Below are 17,399 nucleotides of genomic sequence, written 5' to 3' on the forward strand. Positions count from 1 at the left end.
AAGGTCCCTGAATGAAACCCTCCCAATTCGCCAAAGGCTTTCAAGCGCGCCCGGATACAACCAGCAGCGAAAAGCGCACGGCACTCGATCGTCTCAACGCGATCGACGGCCTCGTGCAGAGTCCCACCCGCAAAACGGATGACGTCGTCGGCCGTTCGAGTCAATCGATATCTCAGCCTGCATCGAATGAAGTCGAATCAACGGAATCGATCCACGAATCGCCGCAGTACCGAGCGTGGCGCGCCGAACATGGCTATCGTCCGGGACAAGTCATCGAACTGACGCTTAAAGTGATCAAGGCGAGCCCGTTCAACCCGCGGCACTTCTACCTGAAATCGTCGATCGCAGAGCTTGCCGTCAATCTCGCAAAGCAAGGCCAGCAGCAGGCCATCCACGTCATTCCAGACTACGACAATCCCGGCACTTACTTCGTTAGCGACGGCGGTCGCCGTGTGCGCGCGCTAAAGGAAGCCAATAAGGAAACCGTGAAAGCGATCGTCATCGATCTGCCGATCGGTATCCAGAGCTACAAACTCGGTTACGACCTCAACGTTCAGCGCGATTCACAGACTGTGTTCGACAACGCAGTCGTCTGGAAGCGATTTCTCGACGACAAGCACTTCCAAAGTCAGAAGGAATTGGCCGAGCATCTGGGACTCGATGAATCGACGGTCGCTGTCGCCTTGTCGATCGCAAAGTTGCCCGAAGTCGTGATGCAGGAAATGGTCGCAAGACCGGATCGGTTTGGCTCGAATATGGGTTATCAGGTGGGCCGTTATCACTCGGCGCGCGGCACGGACGCCACGCTGCGCCTCATCAACAAGATCCTGGCCGACGACCTCAGCACTCGCCAAGTCGCCGATATCGTGAAGGGCAGGGCGAGCGCGCAGGAAAGCGCCAAGCCTGCAGGACGTCAGCGCTACGCGCAGCGGCTCGAGATCAAGTTCGATGGTGTGTCGGTTGGCGATCTGAAGTCTTATGGGGACGATCGCATTGAGCTGCGTCTGCGAGGGCTGTCGCGCGAAAAACGTGACGACATCCTTCAACAGATCGAGCGAATGTTGCAGAAAAAATAAAACGTCGAAGACATCGTGGCGCGCCGAGGTGAGGCTTCGTGCGGATCATGTGCGATGCGACAAAGCGCAGCCATATCGCGCGGGAGCAGAACGCACGCGCCGCTCCTCACGCCACCGGTCGCGCGCGTGTTACCCACGCAACGCACACTAACCGCGTGCAATCGATCGGGCCAGTCGGATAAGCAGCCTCAAGCGGCGCGCGATTGGCTCAACGTGAAGGCGAGCAGATCGCCATCGGTCGGCTCGCCCCAGGTTTTCCGTGCGAGCCAATCGAAAAACGCAGTCTCGGCGAGCTTCGAATCGAGGCCACGGCGGCGCCAGTCGTCGCGCATATGGGTGCCAAGCTCGGGCAGTTCGTCTTCTTCGAACGACTGGCGCGCCACCTGCTGCTCGGCGTCGCCCTGTTCCTCATAGAGCGCCTGCGCTTCCTTGCGCCGATACGCTGCATATTCGCTCAGCAGCCGGGCCTTCAGATCGTCCGCGGGAACCGCGCCGGACGCCTTGCCGCCACTGGCCGGCGGCAACGCTTCGACCGGCGGCGCATAGCCCTTCTTCAGCGCGTCCTTGAAGAGCGCCGGCGCGCTGCGCACCGGCGGCAGCGTCGTGCTGCGCATCCGCTGCTCGGTCATCTGCAGCGCCGCGCGAATCCGGTTTTCTTCGCTGTCGGCGTAGAGCGTTTGCGCTTCCTTGAGCGGGATGCCGATCTTCACCATCCGGTCGACGAGCGTGCTGTCGAACACGTTCGGATGCTCGTCGAGCGCCAGCATCGGCTGCTTGCGCTCCGTCACGCGGAACTGGATCTCGGCAACGCGCCGGCCTTCGCGATGCTCGATCAACTCGACGAAGATGTTGGTAACGGCGTTGACCTCGGCGATGGCCGGCCGCAGGTAGTCGCGCTTGAAGTACTTGTATTCGCGCTTCGCCTCGTCACCGGCCTCGGTGTCCGGCGTGCCCGACAGAATGGGCCGCCACCATTCCCACGACTCGCGCATCGTCAGATGGCTCGGATTGGTCAGATAGCGTACGCAGATCTCGTACAGCGCGAGGCCCGCGCTGCTGCGCAGCTGGCTCTGGAACTGCAGGCTCAGACGCGCGTACTGTACCGGGTCGAGCAGCTTCTTCTTGATCTTCGGTGCAAACGAGAATTCCACCCACACGCGCCGCGTGGCCGGATCTTCGAGAATTTCGGCATCGGCAATCAGCGTCGAGATGCCCCATTTGCGGCCGGGCTTCTGGCTCGACGTGCCGGTGCTCCATTCGACCTGGACCGACACCATCCGGCGCAAGTGTTCCTTGACGAGCGCGGTGTCGTTGGAATCGAATGCGGAGTTGGCAACGATATCGGACAGGAGCGCGCGATAAGTGTCGCCGGATTCGTCCGCCTGCTGCGCGACGGCCAGCAGCACGTTGAACAGCTTGCGGGTCAGGAGGGTGATCTTGCCGCTTTTCGGCTGAATCGCGATGGCCTCGACTGCCTTGCGCAGTTCGGCGGAACTGGGGCTCACCACATCGGTTTTCTTCGCGCGCTTCGTGGCCATGCGTCGGGTCGGAAAGGATTTTGCGCAAGGATACCGACTGGGGTGATGCGCGTCTATAGGGTGTGCCTCACCATTTCCTGGTGAAGCCGGTTTACGAGCCGCGACTCACCTCGCCGCATTCCCGAAAACACTCACCTTCCGAAATTCCGGGGCATTCCGGCATTCGTTGCTTGTCGCGGCATCTGTAAAAGTCGCTCGCGACGAGGCTGTCGCTTGCGGCGTCCTTCATCTCCCGTATCGGCTCACCGCAACGAGCGTCGTAATTATGCGACGCAAAATCTCGATGCAAAGACACAGGCTTGCGAATGTCGGCGGCCTTCGGCTAGCTTCGCATGTGCCGGAGCGTCAGACAGTCGCCCATCAGGGCCATCTGCTGCTCACGGATGGGAATCCCGCGCACCAGTTCACTGCCCGCATCGCGGCACCCCGGAAGCCCACGCAGCACCACCACTCCCGAAAACTCTCACCTGAAGCACCTTGAGAGCCGCAGAAATCGGACCTTCACGATTTATAGGCAGCGCCGGCAGTGTTCCGGGGTCCCGAAAAACCTCACCTCAACGCGCTTCGGACGCAGCTTCCGCGATGTCTGCCGAGCTGCAGCGTGATCTCCCGCAAACCCTCACCTATCGCTGCTCTCCGGAAAATCCCCAATCGATTCTGGTACTTACGATGTACATATAAAGCGGACCATGACTGGCAAACCTCTCCCGAAATTCCTCACCTTTAGCGCGCGCACCCGTGGCCCAGCCAATCGGCCGCATCTTCGGACGCCACCCGAAAACGCTCACCTCTCGATCGCGGAATGGGGCAAACGCGCTCGTCGCGATCGCCTTCTGCTGTACCTTTGCGGTGAACAACCGCTAATCGGATCCCGCATTTACTCACCTTAAGCGCATTTAGCGACTCCGAGGCATCCCGCAAAACCTCACCTTTGACCGACGCATGACATTTCCGGCCCGTCGACCGATGACGGTTCGCGCTCCCGGATTCCCTCACCTTTGACAGACTCTTCATCTCCCATTGCCCGTTGCAGACGAAAACCCTGCCCGAATCTCCCGAAAATGCTCACCTTTGGAGGCCACAGATGCCGAAGACCGCCCGGGAAAGCGCTCGACGCCCCGAAAAACCTCACCTGACAAGGCTCTGCGCTCCCGTTCGCTCTCACCGATCGCATTGATAGCGGCAAAAAAACACCAAAAAGCGACGCCGGAAGCCCTCCCGCAGCGACTCACCCTCGCGTGATCGCAAGCAAGGGGCCACCATTCCGGCAGAACAGGGCCTGCACGCGCTTATTCCCCGAAAACGCTCACCTTTGAAGGATGCCGTTTTTCCGGGCGTCTCCCGAACCCGCTCACGAACTGTCCTGCACTTGCTCACCAGGCGCCCCGAATCCCATCACTGCACAATCCCGTGCCGGCTCACCACGAATCCCGTAAAACTTCACCTGACTAGCCGCAGATCCTTACCTGATAAGGGTTTGCCGTGGCGTTAACGTTTTTAACCAAGGTTCAAGGGTGTTTACTTTTATGTCTCTCAAGCGAATAACCGCGAGTCGCGGAGAGAAACTGCAAGGTCAACACCCTGCACGTCTCATTTCGCGTCGTGAAACATAGGGTCGAAATGCCAGAAACAAAGAAAATCTTTTAGCTACAGATACTTATGGGCTATTCTTCGCTTTGTTTCACGGATGACCGTGCAGAATCGTCGGTAAACGCGCTCGCATTGTGGTATGCAAGCCTTCCACCAGATTAACGATCTTAGTACGGATAGAAACGTAGCAAACATTACGTAATTTGTTATGATTCATCGAATCTAATCTGCGACGAGGCATACATGAACCTCGATGACGAACGCGAGGCGATCCAGCGGGAGCTGGAGTCGATGCGGCAGACCGGTGCTCGGCGCCAGGAGCTTTCCTTGCATGCATGCAAACGGCTCTTTTTCGATCTTGGCATCCGACCTTCGATGGCTGCTGTCCGGGAATTGACCCAAACCGGCAGCGCCAGCGACATCCCGAAGGACATCGACGGCTTCTGGGAACGTATTCGCCAGGCGTCGCGCGTACGCATCGGAGCTGGCGCGATTCCGAAGACGCTCGAAGAGCGCGCCGGCGAGCTGCTCGGCACACTGTACCAGGAAGCACTCGTCGAAGCGCGCGCATCGCTCGACGAAGAGCGCGCGGAAATGCAGGCATCGATTGCGGCCGCGCATCAGGAAATGCACGACGGCAAGATCCGGCACGAAGCAGCCGAGCAGGCGATTGCGCGCAGCGAGGCTCGCGCGGATGCCGCATGGGAGCGCGTGCGCGCGCTCGAGGCGCAACTGGCTGCCGCGTCGACGCACGGCAGCGCGCATCAGGAAAGCCTGCAGGCGTCGGTACGCCGGCTCGATGCGGAAAACGAGACACTGCAAAAACGCCTCGAAGCCGAGCAGTCGACGAGTGCGGCATTGCGCGAACGAATCGACGCACTTCACCAGGAAATGCGCGAAAGCACCGAGCATTACGCGCAGCAGATCAAGGACGCCGTATCTGAAGCGGAGCGCCGCGTGAAGCCGATGCTCGTCGAACTGGATTCGCTGCGCAGTATGGCGGCGACTTATCAATCCGGCGTGCGCGAGGCGAGCCGCAAGGAATTCGATTTCATCCAGCAACTTGCGGCGGCCAAAGCGAGAGGCGACCGACTCGATGCGCAATTGCGCGAACAGTCCGACGAACTCGATGTGATGACGCGACAGGTCGCGGCGCTGCGTGCGCAACAAGGCATCGATCCTTCGATCGCGCGTCTGATGTTTGCGCTTGCGAGCGCAGGCCGTTTGAGTGCCGATGAACTTGCGTCGATCGGCACGGCGATCGACGGACACGTCGTGTTGCCGGCGCATTGTCCGAAATGCGAAGCAGGTGAGCCGGAGCTGTCGCATGTCGATCACCACTACGAATTGTCTTGCCCGGAATGCGAACATTCGTCGGGAACAGGGGCGTCACGGCTTGAAGCGGTCGCGCGCTTTCTTTCCGAGGGAGCCGTTTCGACGTCTATGTAAGCCCAGGTCGTGCAAGGCTTTTCTGCAAAGGTGAGCTTTTGCGGGATCGCCCGAGGTGAGTCTTTACGGGACATTCGCACATCGGTGAGCGCTCGCGCAAACGCGCATCACCGGTTCACGCATCGCTGGTTCCGGGCTCACCTTGATCGAACTGGCCGCCTGTTTGTTCGGATACCCAGGTTTTCCAGGCACGATGTAGCCGATGCGCGGAAACCGGCTGCGCGAAACCGAGCCACTGGCCGACGAGTTCCGGGTCGACCCCGCTATCGAAAAGATCGGCAGCAAATGTATTGCGCAACGTCTGCGGGCTCGCGCGCGCTTCACGCGAAGCCGCAATGCCCGCGGTGCCGATCAGCGCATCGATTGCGCGCAACGCCGTTGCCTTGTGCATCGGCCGTCCCGACGACGACGCCGGAAATGCGAGCACGCCTGCGAGACCCACGGCCGCACGCACCTCGAGCCATGCGCCAAGCACCGCGACGGCAAACGGCGCAAGCCGTGTGCGACGCGACAGCAACGGATTGTCGCCGTCGATGGTGAGCCACGCAGTACCGATGTCGATATTGCGCATTGTCAGAGCAATGGCTTCGCTGGTCTTCAGTCCACCGCCGAGAAAAACCGCGACGAGCGCGCGATCGCGATATGCGCGCCAGCGTTCGGCACCGGACACGCCGGTCACCGGCGATGAAAGATGGGCGACGAGCGTTGCGCGCTCGGCCGGAGAAAGAAAACCGGTCGGTTCGTTGTCGCGCGCGTTACGCCAGCCCGCTTCGCCATCTTGCGCGATGAAGCGTGCCGGATTCGTCGACGCCGCTTCGATGGAGCGCACGTGATCGAGCACGCGTTCGATCAGCCGCAGATACCGCGCACGCTGCGGCTTGCGGATCGACAGGCCCGCGACGAAATCGGCGATCGAACTGCGGTCGACAGTCGCCAGTGTTTTGCGCCGCGCTTGTAGCCATTCGAGAAACAGGCCCCACTGCGCCCGATAGACCTGTGCCGACGAGGCGCGGAATTGCTGGCTTGCAAGCCACGCGTCGAACGCGACCGCGGGGTCGCGCAGCCAGTCTTCCCGTTCGCGATCGAACAGGTCACCCGATGCGGCCGGCATTGGCGTTCGAGTGCGGTTCACATCGCTACCCGCCCCACGCTCGCGCCCGGCGTTTGCTTCTGCTTGCGGGCTGCGTGGCTGCCGCCAGCCGTGCCGCTTCCCGTTGCGCTTCTTCATACGCAGCAACCGCGAATGCGAATACCGCAGGCAATGCATTCGATGCGCCGAAATCGACGGGGTCGTCCGTTTCCGGATAAGGCAACGCCGTAGGCCGCTGAAACAGGCCCAGCATCAGCGCGTCGTGCCGGCTGGCGAAGCCTAGGTCGGCCAGCGCTTCCGCCTCGATGGCATGGAGCAGGCGCCACGTGAGCGGAACCTGCTGCGCGATATAGCGCGACGCGATATGCCGGACGATGTGCTCGAGGTCGCGCGCCGCATTCCGGTAGCGCAGCGCGGCTAATGCGGCATCAGGATCGGGGGACGAGCGGTTCATGTCGGCTCCGGTCGCAGTCGATAGGACGGGGATATACTGTACAAATATACAGTACTCGTTGCAACCTCTGCGAAAAGGCGGGCATACGAAAAAAGCGGGCGTACGAATCGCCATGCGATAAGCACCGGCATTGCCGCTGGCGTGCGCGCACCGCAGTCAACGCGTCAGCCGTGAATCACGACCAGCAGTGCCTTCGCTTCGTTTTTGCCGGCGTTGCGAATCGCGTGCGGCTCGTCGGCCACATAGCGAGCAGTGTCCGCCGTTTTGAGCCGCCTCGTCGCGCCTGCCGCTTCGACGTCGATCGTGCCGTGCAGCACGGTCAAATGCTCGCGCGTTCCCGGTTCGTGTGCGTTCGATACGAGCGCGCCGCCTGCGGCAAGCGTAAGCTCGTACCACTCGAACTTGCCGGCGAGCTCGATGGGTCCCCACACACGCAACTGGTATTTCGCATCGTGTCCGCTCAAGGTTGGGATCTCGTGCGGGCCGGATACCGCAATGGCCTCCGGCGCTTTCGGCGGCGCGAACAACGAATCGAGGCTCACGCCGAGCGCGTTCGTCAGACGCCATGCGACGGCGATGGTCGGATTCGCCTTGTCGCGCTCGATTTCGGACAGCATCGATTTCGACACGCCCGCCGCGCGCGACAGATCGTCGAGCGTCATCTTGCGTTCGCCGCGCAGCCGCTGGATCTGTTCACCGACACGCGGCGGCGCAGCTACGGCCGCTACCGGGGACGTGTTCACCAGAGTTGCAGCCGCCGACGTTGCTGCACGGCGCGAGGTACGCGACCGACGCGGGGATTCCGAGCTTGCCATTTACTGACCCATCGTTTAGAGTTGTTCGACATATCGAACTTAAATTCGAAAAATCGAATTTTTCCGGTAAAGCTGATAGTCGACTATAACAGGCCGCTGCGCGTCGAAGCACATCCAGACCTCGCGGGCCGCTCACTCGAACAGGAGCTGATTCATGCGCGATGCTTTCCTTTCCCATTTGCGAGGCACGCTCGATCAGATTCGCGCCGACGGCTTCTACAAGACGGAACGTGTGATCGCGAGCCCGCAGGCCGCCGACATCAAGCTCGAAGGCGGCGCCAGCGTGCTGAATTTCTGCGCCAACAATTATCTGGGCCTCGCCGACGATCCGCGCCTCATCGCGGCCGCGAAGGTTGGACTTGAGCGCGACGGCTTCGGCATGGCGTCGGTGCGTTTCATCTGCGGAACGCAGACCGTGCACAAGGAACTCGAACGCGCGCTGTCCGCGTTTCTGCAGACTGACGATTGCATCCTGTATTCGAGCTGTTTCGATGCGAATGGCGGTCTGTTCGAAACGCTGCTCGACGAAAACGACGCAATTATCAGCGACGAACTCAATCATGCAAGCATCATCGATGGCGTGCGGCTCGCGAAGGCGAAGCGCTATCGCTACAAGAACAACGATCTCGCCGATCTCGAAGCAAAATTGCAGGAGGCCGATGCGGCGGGCGCGCGCTTCAAACTCATCGCAACCGACGGCGTGTTCTCGATGGACGGCATCATCGCGAATCTTGCCGGCATCTGCGATCTCGCGGACCGCTACGGTGCGCTCGTCATGGTCGACGATTCGCACGCGGTCGGTTTCATCGGCGAGCACGGCCGCGGCACGCCCGAACATTGCGGTGTGCTGTCGCGCGTCGACATCGTCACGGGCACGCTCGGCAAGGCGCTAGGCGGTGCTTCCGGCGGTTACGTCGCAGCGCGCAAGGAGATTGTCGATCTATTGCGGCAGCGCTCGCGTCCGTATCTGTTCTCGAACACATTGACGCCGAGCATCGCCGCCGCCTCGCTGAAAGTGCTCGAATTGCTCGATAGCGACGAAGGCGCGCAGTTGCGCGAACGCGTTCGTGCAAACGGCGCGCATTTTCGCCGCGCGATGACTGCGCTCGGCTTCACGCTCGTACCCGGCGAACATCCGATCATCCCTGTGATGTTGGGCGATGCGCAGCTCGCATCGAAGATGGCCGATGCGTTGCTCGCCGAAGGCGTCTACGTGATCGGATTTTCCTTTCCTGTCGTGCCGCGCGGCCGCGCGCGCATTCGCACACAGATGAGTGCGGCGCATACCTCTGAACAGATCGATCGCGCGGTCGATGCGTTCGCACGCGTCGGCCGTTCGCTCGGTGTGATCTGAAACGACACCGCCGCACCTTCGCATCGTCGGAACACTCGTCTCGCAGGAATCACCATGAAAGCCTTGGCAAAACTCGAACGCGCGCCCGGTCTCACGCTGACCCGCGTCAAAAAACCCGAAGTCGGTCATAACGATGTGATGATCCGCATCGCGCGCACTGCGATTTGCGGCACCGACATCCATATCTGGAAGTGGGACGACTGGGCGCAAAAGACGATTCCCGTGCCGATGCACGTCGGTCACGAATACGTCGGCGAGATTGTCGAGATGGGCCAGGAAGTACGGGGCTTTGCGATCGGCGACCGCGTGTCCGGCGAAGGTCACATCACATGTGGTTTTTGCCGCAATTGCCGCGCGGGGCGCCGCCATCTGTGCCGCAATACAGTGGGCGTCGGCGTGAATCGCGAGGGCGCATTCGCCGAATATCTGGTGATTCCCGCGTTCAACGCGTTCAAGATTCCACCTGAGATTTCCGACGATCTCGCCGCGATCTTCGATCCGTTTGGCAATGCGACGCATACGGCGCTGTCGTTCAATCTCGTCGGCGAGGATGTGCTGATTACCGGCGCCGGGCCGATCGGTATTATGGCGGTGGCGATTGCGAAACACGTCGGCGCGCGCAACGTCGTCATCACCGATGTCAATGACTACCGGCTCGAGTTGGCGCGCAAAATGGGCGCGACGCGCGCGGTGAACGTGTCGCGCGAAACACTGCGCGATGTGATGGCGGACCTGCATATGACCGAAGGCTTCGATGTCGGCCTCGAAATGTCGGGTGTGCCGAGCGCGTTTACGAGCATGCTCGAAGCGATGAACCATGGCGGCAAGATCGCACTGCTCGGCATTCCGCCCGCGCAAACGTCGATCGACTGGAATCAGGTCATTTTCAAGGGGCTCGAAATCAAGGGCATCTATGGCCGCGAGATGTTCGAGACCTGGTACAAGATGGTCGCCATGCTGCAAAGCGGGCTCGATCTGTCGCCGATCCTCACGCACCGCTTTGCCGTCGACGACTACGAGCGCGCGTTCGCGACCATGCTGTCGGGCGAAAGCGGCAAGGTCATTCTGGACTGGACCGTGTAACTTCGATCGTACCTGTCGAGCCGGGCGACGCGATCGCGCCGCCCATCCGCGCGTATCGATTCAACCCGCCGAGCCCGACGGCGGCTTGTCGAATTCGGCCTGAATCCGCACGCGCACTTCATCGCCGACGGCCGGAAACCATGTCGACAGCCCGAACTTCGAGCGGCTGAAGCTGCCTTCCGCCGAAAAACCCATCGTGTCGAGCTTTGTCAGCGGGTCGACGCCGTAGCCGTTGAACTTCACATCGAGCGTGACCGGCTGCGTCGTGCCGCGAATCGTCAGGTCGCCGGTCAGCTTGCCGCTCGTTTCGCCCGTGCGCTCGAAACCCGTGCTGACGAAGCGGATGTCCGGATAGCGTGCGACATCGAGCATTTCATCGCCTTTCACCATCTTGTCGAGCTGGGGTACGTTCGTGTCGATGCTCGCGGCATCGATCGTGATGGCCGTCGAGCTGCTCGCCATGCCGCCTGCACGCCAGTCGAGCTGACCGGTAACGCGGTCGAAGCGCATCACGAAGCGCGAATACTTGAAGTGATCGACATCGAACGTGACGCTCCAATGACTCGGGTCGAGCTTGTACGTGCCGGCCGGGACGCGCGACTCGGCGGTGCTGACGGTGTGCGTGACCACCTCGAGCGGCGTGCACGCGCTCATCGCGGATGTCGTGGCTACGACGAGGAAAAGCGCGCGCACGACGGCGGTAGCGCGGACAGCGGATTTCTTCATGTTTTTTCTCTCCGTTCGATTCGACACGCACCCCGAACGATAGCGCACGGACAGCTTTTAGCAAGCTACCGGCGCGAGCGGTCGCCCGGCCGCCAACCCGACTGCATGCATCGTCCGAAAAAGAACACTTGACGAGGTAGAATGATCGTTCTACCATTCGCCGCATGGCTACCTCGACCGACACCTCATCAGCATCCGCTTTGGCTTCCAGTTCGGCACGCGACCGGCTGCTCGAAGCGGCCGAGGCGCTGATTTACGCGGGCGGAATTCATGCGACCGGCGTCGATGCGATCGTCAAGCAGTCGGGCACCGCGCGCAAAAGCTTCTACACGCATTTCGAATCGAAGGACGCGCTCGTTGCAGCTGCGCTCGAGCGGCGCGACGAACGCTGGATGAAATGGTTTATCGAAGGCACGCTGCGCCATGGAAAGCGGCCGCGTGCGCGTCTGCTTGGCATGTTCGATGTGCTGCGCGAATGGTTCGTGTCCAAAAACTTTCACGGTTGCGCATTTTTGAATGCCGCCGGTGAAATCGCCTCGCCCGACGATCCGATTCGCGTCGTCGCGCGCGAGCACAAGGAGCGTCTGCTCGCATTCGTGCGCACGCAGTGCGATGAATTCGTCGCGTCGATCGGCGCCGATGCACGGCGCGCCGCGAAGCTTTCGCATCAGTTGCTGATTCTGATCGACGGCGCGATCGGCGTTGCGCTCGTCAGCGGAGACCCGGACGCGGCAATCGATGCGCGCGGCGCCGCCGAACATGTGCTCGATGCCTACGAGGCTCGCAACGTCCACAACGCACCCCACACCCACTCGCATTCCCAACGCCCCACCCGTCCGCGATCGGACGGGCAGCCATCCACCGCAAGAGACCGTAACCCGACTTAAGCGACCTTAGGAGGTCATCATGGCAGAGATCGAAACCCGCCCGCCCGTTCCGCCCTTCACGCGCGAAACGGCCATTCAGAAAGTGCGCGCCGCAGAAGACGGATGGAACACGCGCGACCCGGAACGGGTATCGCTTGCCTATACGCCGCAAAGCGTATGGCGCAATCGCGTGGAATTCGCGACGGGCCGTCCGGCGATCGTCGAATTGCTGCGCCGTAAATGGAAGCGTGAGCTCGATTATCGATTGATCAAGGAGTTGTGGGCATTCGGCGGCAACCGTATCGCGGTGCGCTTCGCCTACGAGTTTCACGACGACTCGAACAACTGGTTCCGCGCATACGGCAACGAGAACTGGGAATTCGACGAGAACGGCCTGATGGCGCATCGTCACGCAAGCATCAACGAAATGCCGATCCGCGAAACCGACCGCCTGTTCCGCTGGCCGCTCGGCCGCCGTCCCGACGATCATCCTGGCTTGTCCGATCTCGGCCTCTGATTATTGCGGATCAAACCTGCTCGTTACGCAGTGTTGACGGTGAACGTTCCTGCCGGACGTTCACCGTTTTGTTATTTGCTCGCCGAATATCGTTCGTCGGATTGCCGCCGATTGTGGGTTACAGTGGGCGCCGGAGACGCCTATCGATAGAGACCGCAGTTCTGACGTCACCGGCATCGGGCCGCCGGCGGAGACGACATGCGCTTTCGGCAAATCAGGAAAACGAGGAAAAGCGCGTGCCGCGCCATGGCGGCGCTCGCAGTCGGACTGGCGGCATCATCGGCTTATGCCGAATGGTGCGGCGGCGGCGTTTGGGTCGACGCCATGTTCGCGTCGTATCACATCGACCCGGACCCCGACACACACCTCGAGCAATTCAATCCGGGTCTTGGCGTCGAATGCTGGCTGAATAGCCAGTGGGCGCTGACGGCAGGCGGTTTTCGCAACTCGCTGCGCCGGCCTTCCTACTACGGCGGCGGCGTTTGGGCGCCCGAGTTCGCGCATTGGGGTTTCGTCAGGCTCGCGGTGATGGGCGGCATTATCTCCGGCTACAACTACAACGACTGGGGCCTCGGACACAACCACTCGATCGGGCCGGTCGCCGCGCCGATCGTGATGACCGCGTACAAGCGCGTTGGGATGAACTTTATCGTGATCCCGCCGATTCCTTCGGAAGACTTGCCATTCACGATCGGGTTTCAGATGCGCGTGAAATTCTAGCGAGCGGAGGCGCGACAATATTCGCGTGCGTGCCACGGAAGACAACTGGCAACGATCCCGTGTGCGCGCATGAAGAAGATCATCGTCGCTTTGCCGATTGCCTCGGGCATGCTGGGCCGGGCGTGCAGTGTACGTGCCCGGACGAACCGGACGTGGCCGTGCCGCCGCAAGGCGGGCCGGGCAACGCTTTCTGCCAGCCGGGGCAAGCCAGGGAAGGTAACTGCTGAACGCGTCCTGTTGCTGTTGCCTTATAGGCTTGATTGCCGAAATGGTATTTAGACCCGCATCCTGATTTGGATGCGAATGCATCAGTACGGCTCGCCCCCGGCGAGGCCCGACTGTCGCAAAGGTGAGTATTTTCGGGAAGCAGCTCAAGTGAAGCGCGTCGCTTTGACGGCCTCACCTTGCTTGATCGGAGTCATCTCTGATCTGCGTTGTCGTCCTGTCCCAAGGTTCGGTCCGGTTCGCGATATCGACATACAGCACGCCGTTCAGATGATCGATCTCGTGCTGGATGATCCGCGCATGAAAGCCGCGCGCTTCGCCGCCGATCTCATTGCCGTCGACGTCGTACGCGAGATACGAAATACGCGAGTGGCGCGTGACGTAACCGCGCTTGCCCGGCACGCTGAAGCAGCCTTCTATGTCTTCGACCGCGCCGTCGCCCGATGTGATGACCGGATTGATGAGTGCGGTTGGCGGCACCGGCGCCTCGCCGGGCGCGCGTTCGCCACCGGGAAACTCGAGCACGACGATGCGCTGGCTGATACCGATCTGCGGGGCGGCAAGTCCGACGCCGCGGCCGCTGCGCATCGTGTCGAACATATCGGCGACGAGCGCGCGAAGTTCATCGGTGCCGAAGGCGGTTACCGGTGCCGCGACTTGCCTGAGCATCGGCGATTCGAACGGAAGGAAGGTGCGTTCCATGATCAGAATCCGTGATTTGAAAATTGCGACATGTGCGCGAAGCGATCGCGAAGCTCGTTCCTGCCCAAATGAACCTGATGTGAACCGGTCGGTTCACTGCTTCTCCCGCGTGTTGTAGGCGTAACCTTACTGGCATTTTGGACAAAGTGCGGCGAACAGAGACGTCGCTCCCGAAAAGCCTCACCTTTGCGATACGCCGCTTCGAGGCACAGCACCGCAAATACCAGCTACGCCGCGAGACTGTCCGCCAGCAAAATGCTTTGTGAAACAAGATCGGAGAACCAAAACATGAAGGTGAGCTTTTTCAGGATCTCACCTGTCTGTCGTAAAGATCCATTGCTGTTTCGCGAACATGTACTCGTCGCGTTCCCGACCCACTGCTTCGCAATGGTCCGATTCGCTCATTCCAGCAGCGAATCTTGCGGTTCGTAAGCATTATCGACACGTGCGTCGAAAATATTTCGACGCGCCGGAATAAACCCGATCAAAGTCACGTTCACTCCTCGACGCGCGTGTTTCGCGCGCCGTCGTCGTTTCTAACGATCGCCAATGTAGCGACCGCCTTCAATCGAGCAGGTCCCCACTTTCGTGCTTTTTTCGGCCTCGCGCGTTGCCGCGTGCGGCTGCTGCATGCCCTTCGCACGCATCGCATGTATTGCCCGCATCCGGCGGTCATGCGACACGCGTAGCGAAGCGGCACATCACTGAAGTGCGTTTGAAAGGGGATCGATTCATGAATGTCAGAAGGGCTCGCCAGACGGCGCGCAGGGTTCGTGCGCGTTTGCGCAGGAAAACCGATATTCGGCTTGCCGCGCTATGCATGGGCATCGCAATCGCGCAATCCGGATGGGCGCAGTCGCAGGCACAACAACAGCCATTGCCAGCAGAACCGCCAGCACAACCGGCAGTCCCGACGGGCATAGCGCAAAGCTCATCGTCAGGCGCGTCTACCGCCGCGCTGCCCGAAGCAACCTTGCCCGCGATCCACGTGCAAGGCAGCGCGCCGACCGGCTATGGTCCGCTCGTCGAAACCGATCGCGTCAACGATCCGCGGCACCGCGTGGATGCGACCAAAACGGGCACGAAGCTCGAAGATTTGCCAGCAAGCGTTCAGGTCATTCCGCGCCAACTCGTCAATGAGCAAGGCGGGACGATGCTGCGCGATGCGATCACGAACGCGAGCGGCGTCAATTATGGCGGGCAGGATTCGAAGGGCTATTACGATCACTTCCTGATTCGCGGCCTCAACGCCCAGGTGTACGAAGACGGCTTCTCCGATGGCGACGAGCTGAGCGGCATCTCGCACTCGCTGAACGGCGTGAAGCAGGTTGAGATTATCGAGGGTCCGGGTTCCGCGCTTTTCGGCAGCGGGCCTCCGGGAGGCACGATCAATATCGTGCACTACACGCCATCGCCCGATCTCCACTACGGCGCGAGCGTGCAGACCGGTTCGTACGGAACCCTGACGAATAGCGATTACATCACCGGGCCGACCGGCATTGCAGGGCTCAACTACCGCGTCGACGCCACGTTCTCGCGCACCGACGGCTTTCGCGACCTCGCGAGCCGCGACTATGAGGTCAGGCCCGATCTGCAATGGCAACTGGGCAAGCACACGCTGGAATTTTCGCTCGACTTGCGCGATATCCACGAGACACCCGATTCGTACGGGATTATCTATTTCAACGGCTCGCCGCTCTCGAGCGTCTCGCGCAACGCGAAATTTTCGACGCCGTTTGCGACCGCGCGGCAAACCTATGTGCGCCCTGCACTGACCGATAAATGGGAAGTGAACGACTTCCTGACGATCAACAACCGCTTCTCGTATCTGCACCGCTCGCTCGACGCGCTGACGAATGGCGACAGCACCAGCACGAAGATCAGCAATGGAGAAGTGATCGGCCGTCAGTTGCGGCAGCAGGACGACAGCGACAACAGCTTCGACTATCAGCTCGAGCCGGTGTGGAAGTTCGGCACCGGCAGCGTCGGTCATACGCTGCTGACGGGCTTCGAATATCAGCATCAGCTAATCGATACCGAACGCACGACTGCGGACCTGCCGAACATTCCCGACGCGTTCAACCCGGTGCCGCCAGAAACCAGCGCCGATCAGCTGGCGTTCCTGTGCGACGCGAAGCACTCGTGCGATAACGACCGTCTGGTCGCGAACTACTACAGCGTCTATGCGACCGATCAGATCGACGTGACCGACAAGTTCAAGGTGCGCGCGGGCGTTCGCAAGGACTGGTGGGATACCTCGCTGACACCGAATATCTCGGTGCCGGGGCGCTTCGGCACGAACGGCCAGCCGTTGCTCGCCGGCGTAACGGACTCGCGCAACGATGCACCGGTCAGCTGGAACATCGGCGCACTGTACAAGCTGCTGCCGTGGATGACGCCGTACTTCGGCATTTCGAAGAGCCACTTCGCGAATTTCAACTCGGAGAATACGCAGAACGGCATCGGAGCACCGGAATCGGCGCTGCAGTATGAGGTCGGCGTAAAGTTCTCGCTTCTCAACGAGCGCCTCATTCTGAACACTGCGCTCTTCGACGTGAAGCGCGACAACGTCGCGGCACTGACGACGATCAACGGCGTCGAATCCGTCGTGTTCGACAGCCAGAAAACGCGCGGCGCGGAGGCGTCGATCGACGCGGCGCTGACAAGCCATTGGCACGTCATCGCGAACTTCACCGCGCAAGATCCCGAAATCACCGATAACCCGCAGGGCATTTCGTCCGTCGGCAATCGTCCACAAGGTGCGCCCGCTTATATCGGCAACCTTTGGTCGACCTACGATTTCTCGATTGCGGGCGTGCCCGGTTTTCATGTGGGCGCGGGCGTGAACTACGTCGCAAAGACATACAGCGACATCACCAACGCCAATTCGATTCCGTCGTATGTGATCGCGAACGCGGCTCTCGGCTACGAGGCGCCGCGCTGGGGTATCGATCTGAACGTGCACAACCTGTTCGACCGGCGCTATTACGTCGCCGCGAATGCGGCGGGCGCGTTCGTGGGCGAGTCGTTGAGCGCGTTCGTCAACGTGCACGCGAACTTCTGATACGGCACGACCGACGGCGTCGCTGTGGAGACTGCGACCACCTGCCGTCGCGCGCGCTGGCTCGTCGATGCGTCGGGGCGCAGCGCAGTGCTTCGGCGTCAGCTGGCGGCTCGTTCGTCCGGCCGCCGGC

14 protein-coding genes are annotated in these 17,399 nt (G+C 61.1%); 8 read left to right on the plus strand and 6 right to left on the minus strand.

The features are described from left to right. The first annotated feature begins 11 nt into the window (after positions 1–11). Entirely contained in the window at positions 12–1,076 is a 1,065-nt protein-coding gene (locus BTO02_RS22470; RefSeq protein WP_075159449.1) for a ParB/RepB/Spo0J family partition protein, read from the plus strand. Positions 1,077–1,264: 188 nt separating this feature from the next. Here BTO02_RS22470 and BTO02_RS22475 read toward each other — a convergent pair whose 3' ends face one another. Continuing rightward, entirely contained in the window at positions 1,265–2,614 is a 1,350-nt protein-coding gene (locus tag BTO02_RS22475) for a replication initiation protein (RefSeq protein ID WP_075159450.1), read from the minus strand. A gap of 1,833 nt (positions 2,615–4,447) precedes the next feature. Here BTO02_RS22475 and BTO02_RS22480 point away from each other — a divergent pair. Beyond that, positions 4,448–5,653, plus strand: a complete 1,206-nt coding sequence (locus tag BTO02_RS22480; protein WP_075159451.1) for a DNA-binding protein — start codon at positions 4,448–4,450, stop codon at positions 5,651–5,653. 115 nt (positions 5,654–5,768) lie between these two features. On the opposite strand, the gene BTO02_RS22485 is transcribed toward BTO02_RS22480, so the two are convergent. From BTO02_RS22485 to BTO02_RS22495, 3 genes are all read right to left on the minus strand, one after another. After that, positions 5,769–6,764, minus strand: coding sequence for a tyrosine-type recombinase/integrase (locus BTO02_RS22485; protein ID WP_075159452.1), 996 nt, complete (start codon positions 6,762–6,764; stop codon positions 5,769–5,771). A 25-nt stretch (positions 6,765–6,789) separates the two neighbouring features. Continuing rightward, positions 6,790–7,197: a DUF2471 family protein gene (locus tag BTO02_RS22490; RefSeq protein WP_075159453.1), complete on the minus strand. Its 408-nt coding sequence runs from the start codon at positions 7,195–7,197 to the stop codon at positions 6,790–6,792. A 164-nt stretch (positions 7,198–7,361) separates the two neighbouring features. Next, positions 7,362–8,012 carry a helix-turn-helix domain-containing protein gene (locus BTO02_RS22495; RefSeq protein WP_075159454.1) on the minus strand — a complete coding sequence of 217 codons (651 nt, stop codon included), beginning with the start codon at positions 8,010–8,012 and terminating at the stop codon, positions 7,362–7,364. 154 nt (positions 8,013–8,166) lie between these two features. Here BTO02_RS22495 and BTO02_RS22500 point away from each other — a divergent pair, with 154 nt between their 5' ends. Together BTO02_RS22500 and tdh are read left to right on the plus strand one after the other, a co-directional pair. After that, positions 8,167–9,366, plus strand: a complete 1,200-nt coding sequence (locus BTO02_RS22500) for a glycine C-acetyltransferase (RefSeq protein ID WP_075159455.1) — start codon at positions 8,167–8,169, stop codon at positions 9,364–9,366. Positions 9,367–9,420: 54 nt separating this feature from the next. Continuing rightward, the gene (gene tdh, locus BTO02_RS22505) at positions 9,421–10,449 is read left to right on the plus strand and encodes an L-threonine 3-dehydrogenase (RefSeq protein WP_075159456.1); all 1,029 of its coding nucleotides are present in this window, start codon (positions 9,421–9,423) and stop codon (positions 10,447–10,449) included. Positions 10,450–10,509: 60 nt separating this feature from the next. On the opposite strand, the gene BTO02_RS22510 is transcribed toward tdh, so the two are convergent. Next, complete coding sequence (locus tag BTO02_RS22510; protein WP_075159457.1) at positions 10,510–11,175, minus strand: YceI family protein; 666 nt, start codon at positions 11,173–11,175, stop codon at positions 10,510–10,512. A gap of 164 nt (positions 11,176–11,339) precedes the next feature. Between BTO02_RS22510 and BTO02_RS22515 the strand changes: the two genes are divergently transcribed. From BTO02_RS22515 to BTO02_RS22525, 3 genes are all read left to right on the plus strand, one after another. Further along, positions 11,340–12,062 (plus strand): TetR/AcrR family transcriptional regulator, encoded by a 723-nt coding sequence (locus BTO02_RS22515; RefSeq protein ID WP_075159458.1) that lies wholly within the window; start codon positions 11,340–11,342, stop codon positions 12,060–12,062. 19 nt (positions 12,063–12,081) lie between these two features. After that, positions 12,082–12,558 carry a nuclear transport factor 2 family protein gene (locus BTO02_RS22520; RefSeq protein WP_075159459.1) on the plus strand — a complete coding sequence of 159 codons (477 nt, stop codon included), beginning with the start codon at positions 12,082–12,084 and terminating at the stop codon, positions 12,556–12,558. Between the two features lie 198 nt (positions 12,559–12,756). Continuing rightward, positions 12,757–13,278 carry a hypothetical protein gene (locus tag BTO02_RS22525; RefSeq protein WP_075159460.1) on the plus strand — a complete coding sequence of 174 codons (522 nt, stop codon included), beginning with the start codon at positions 12,757–12,759 and terminating at the stop codon, positions 13,276–13,278. Positions 13,279–13,677: 399 nt separating this feature from the next. On the opposite strand, the gene def is transcribed toward BTO02_RS22525, so the two are convergent. Further along, positions 13,678–14,205 carry a peptide deformylase gene (gene def, locus BTO02_RS22530; protein ID WP_075159461.1) on the minus strand — a complete coding sequence of 176 codons (528 nt, stop codon included), beginning with the start codon at positions 14,203–14,205 and terminating at the stop codon, positions 13,678–13,680. Positions 14,206–15,178: 973 nt separating this feature from the next. On the opposite strand from def, the gene BTO02_RS22535 reads away from it, so the two are divergent. Beyond that, a complete protein-coding gene (locus BTO02_RS22535) occupies positions 15,179–17,269 on the plus strand; it encodes a TonB-dependent receptor (protein WP_232243636.1) in 2,091 nt (696 codons plus the stop codon). The last annotated feature ends 130 nt before the right edge of the window (positions 17,270–17,399 follow it).

This window comes from Paraburkholderia sp. SOS3, from assembly GCF_001922345.1.
In the GTDB taxonomy this organism is placed as follows: Bacteria; Pseudomonadota; Gammaproteobacteria; order Burkholderiales; family Burkholderiaceae; genus Paraburkholderia.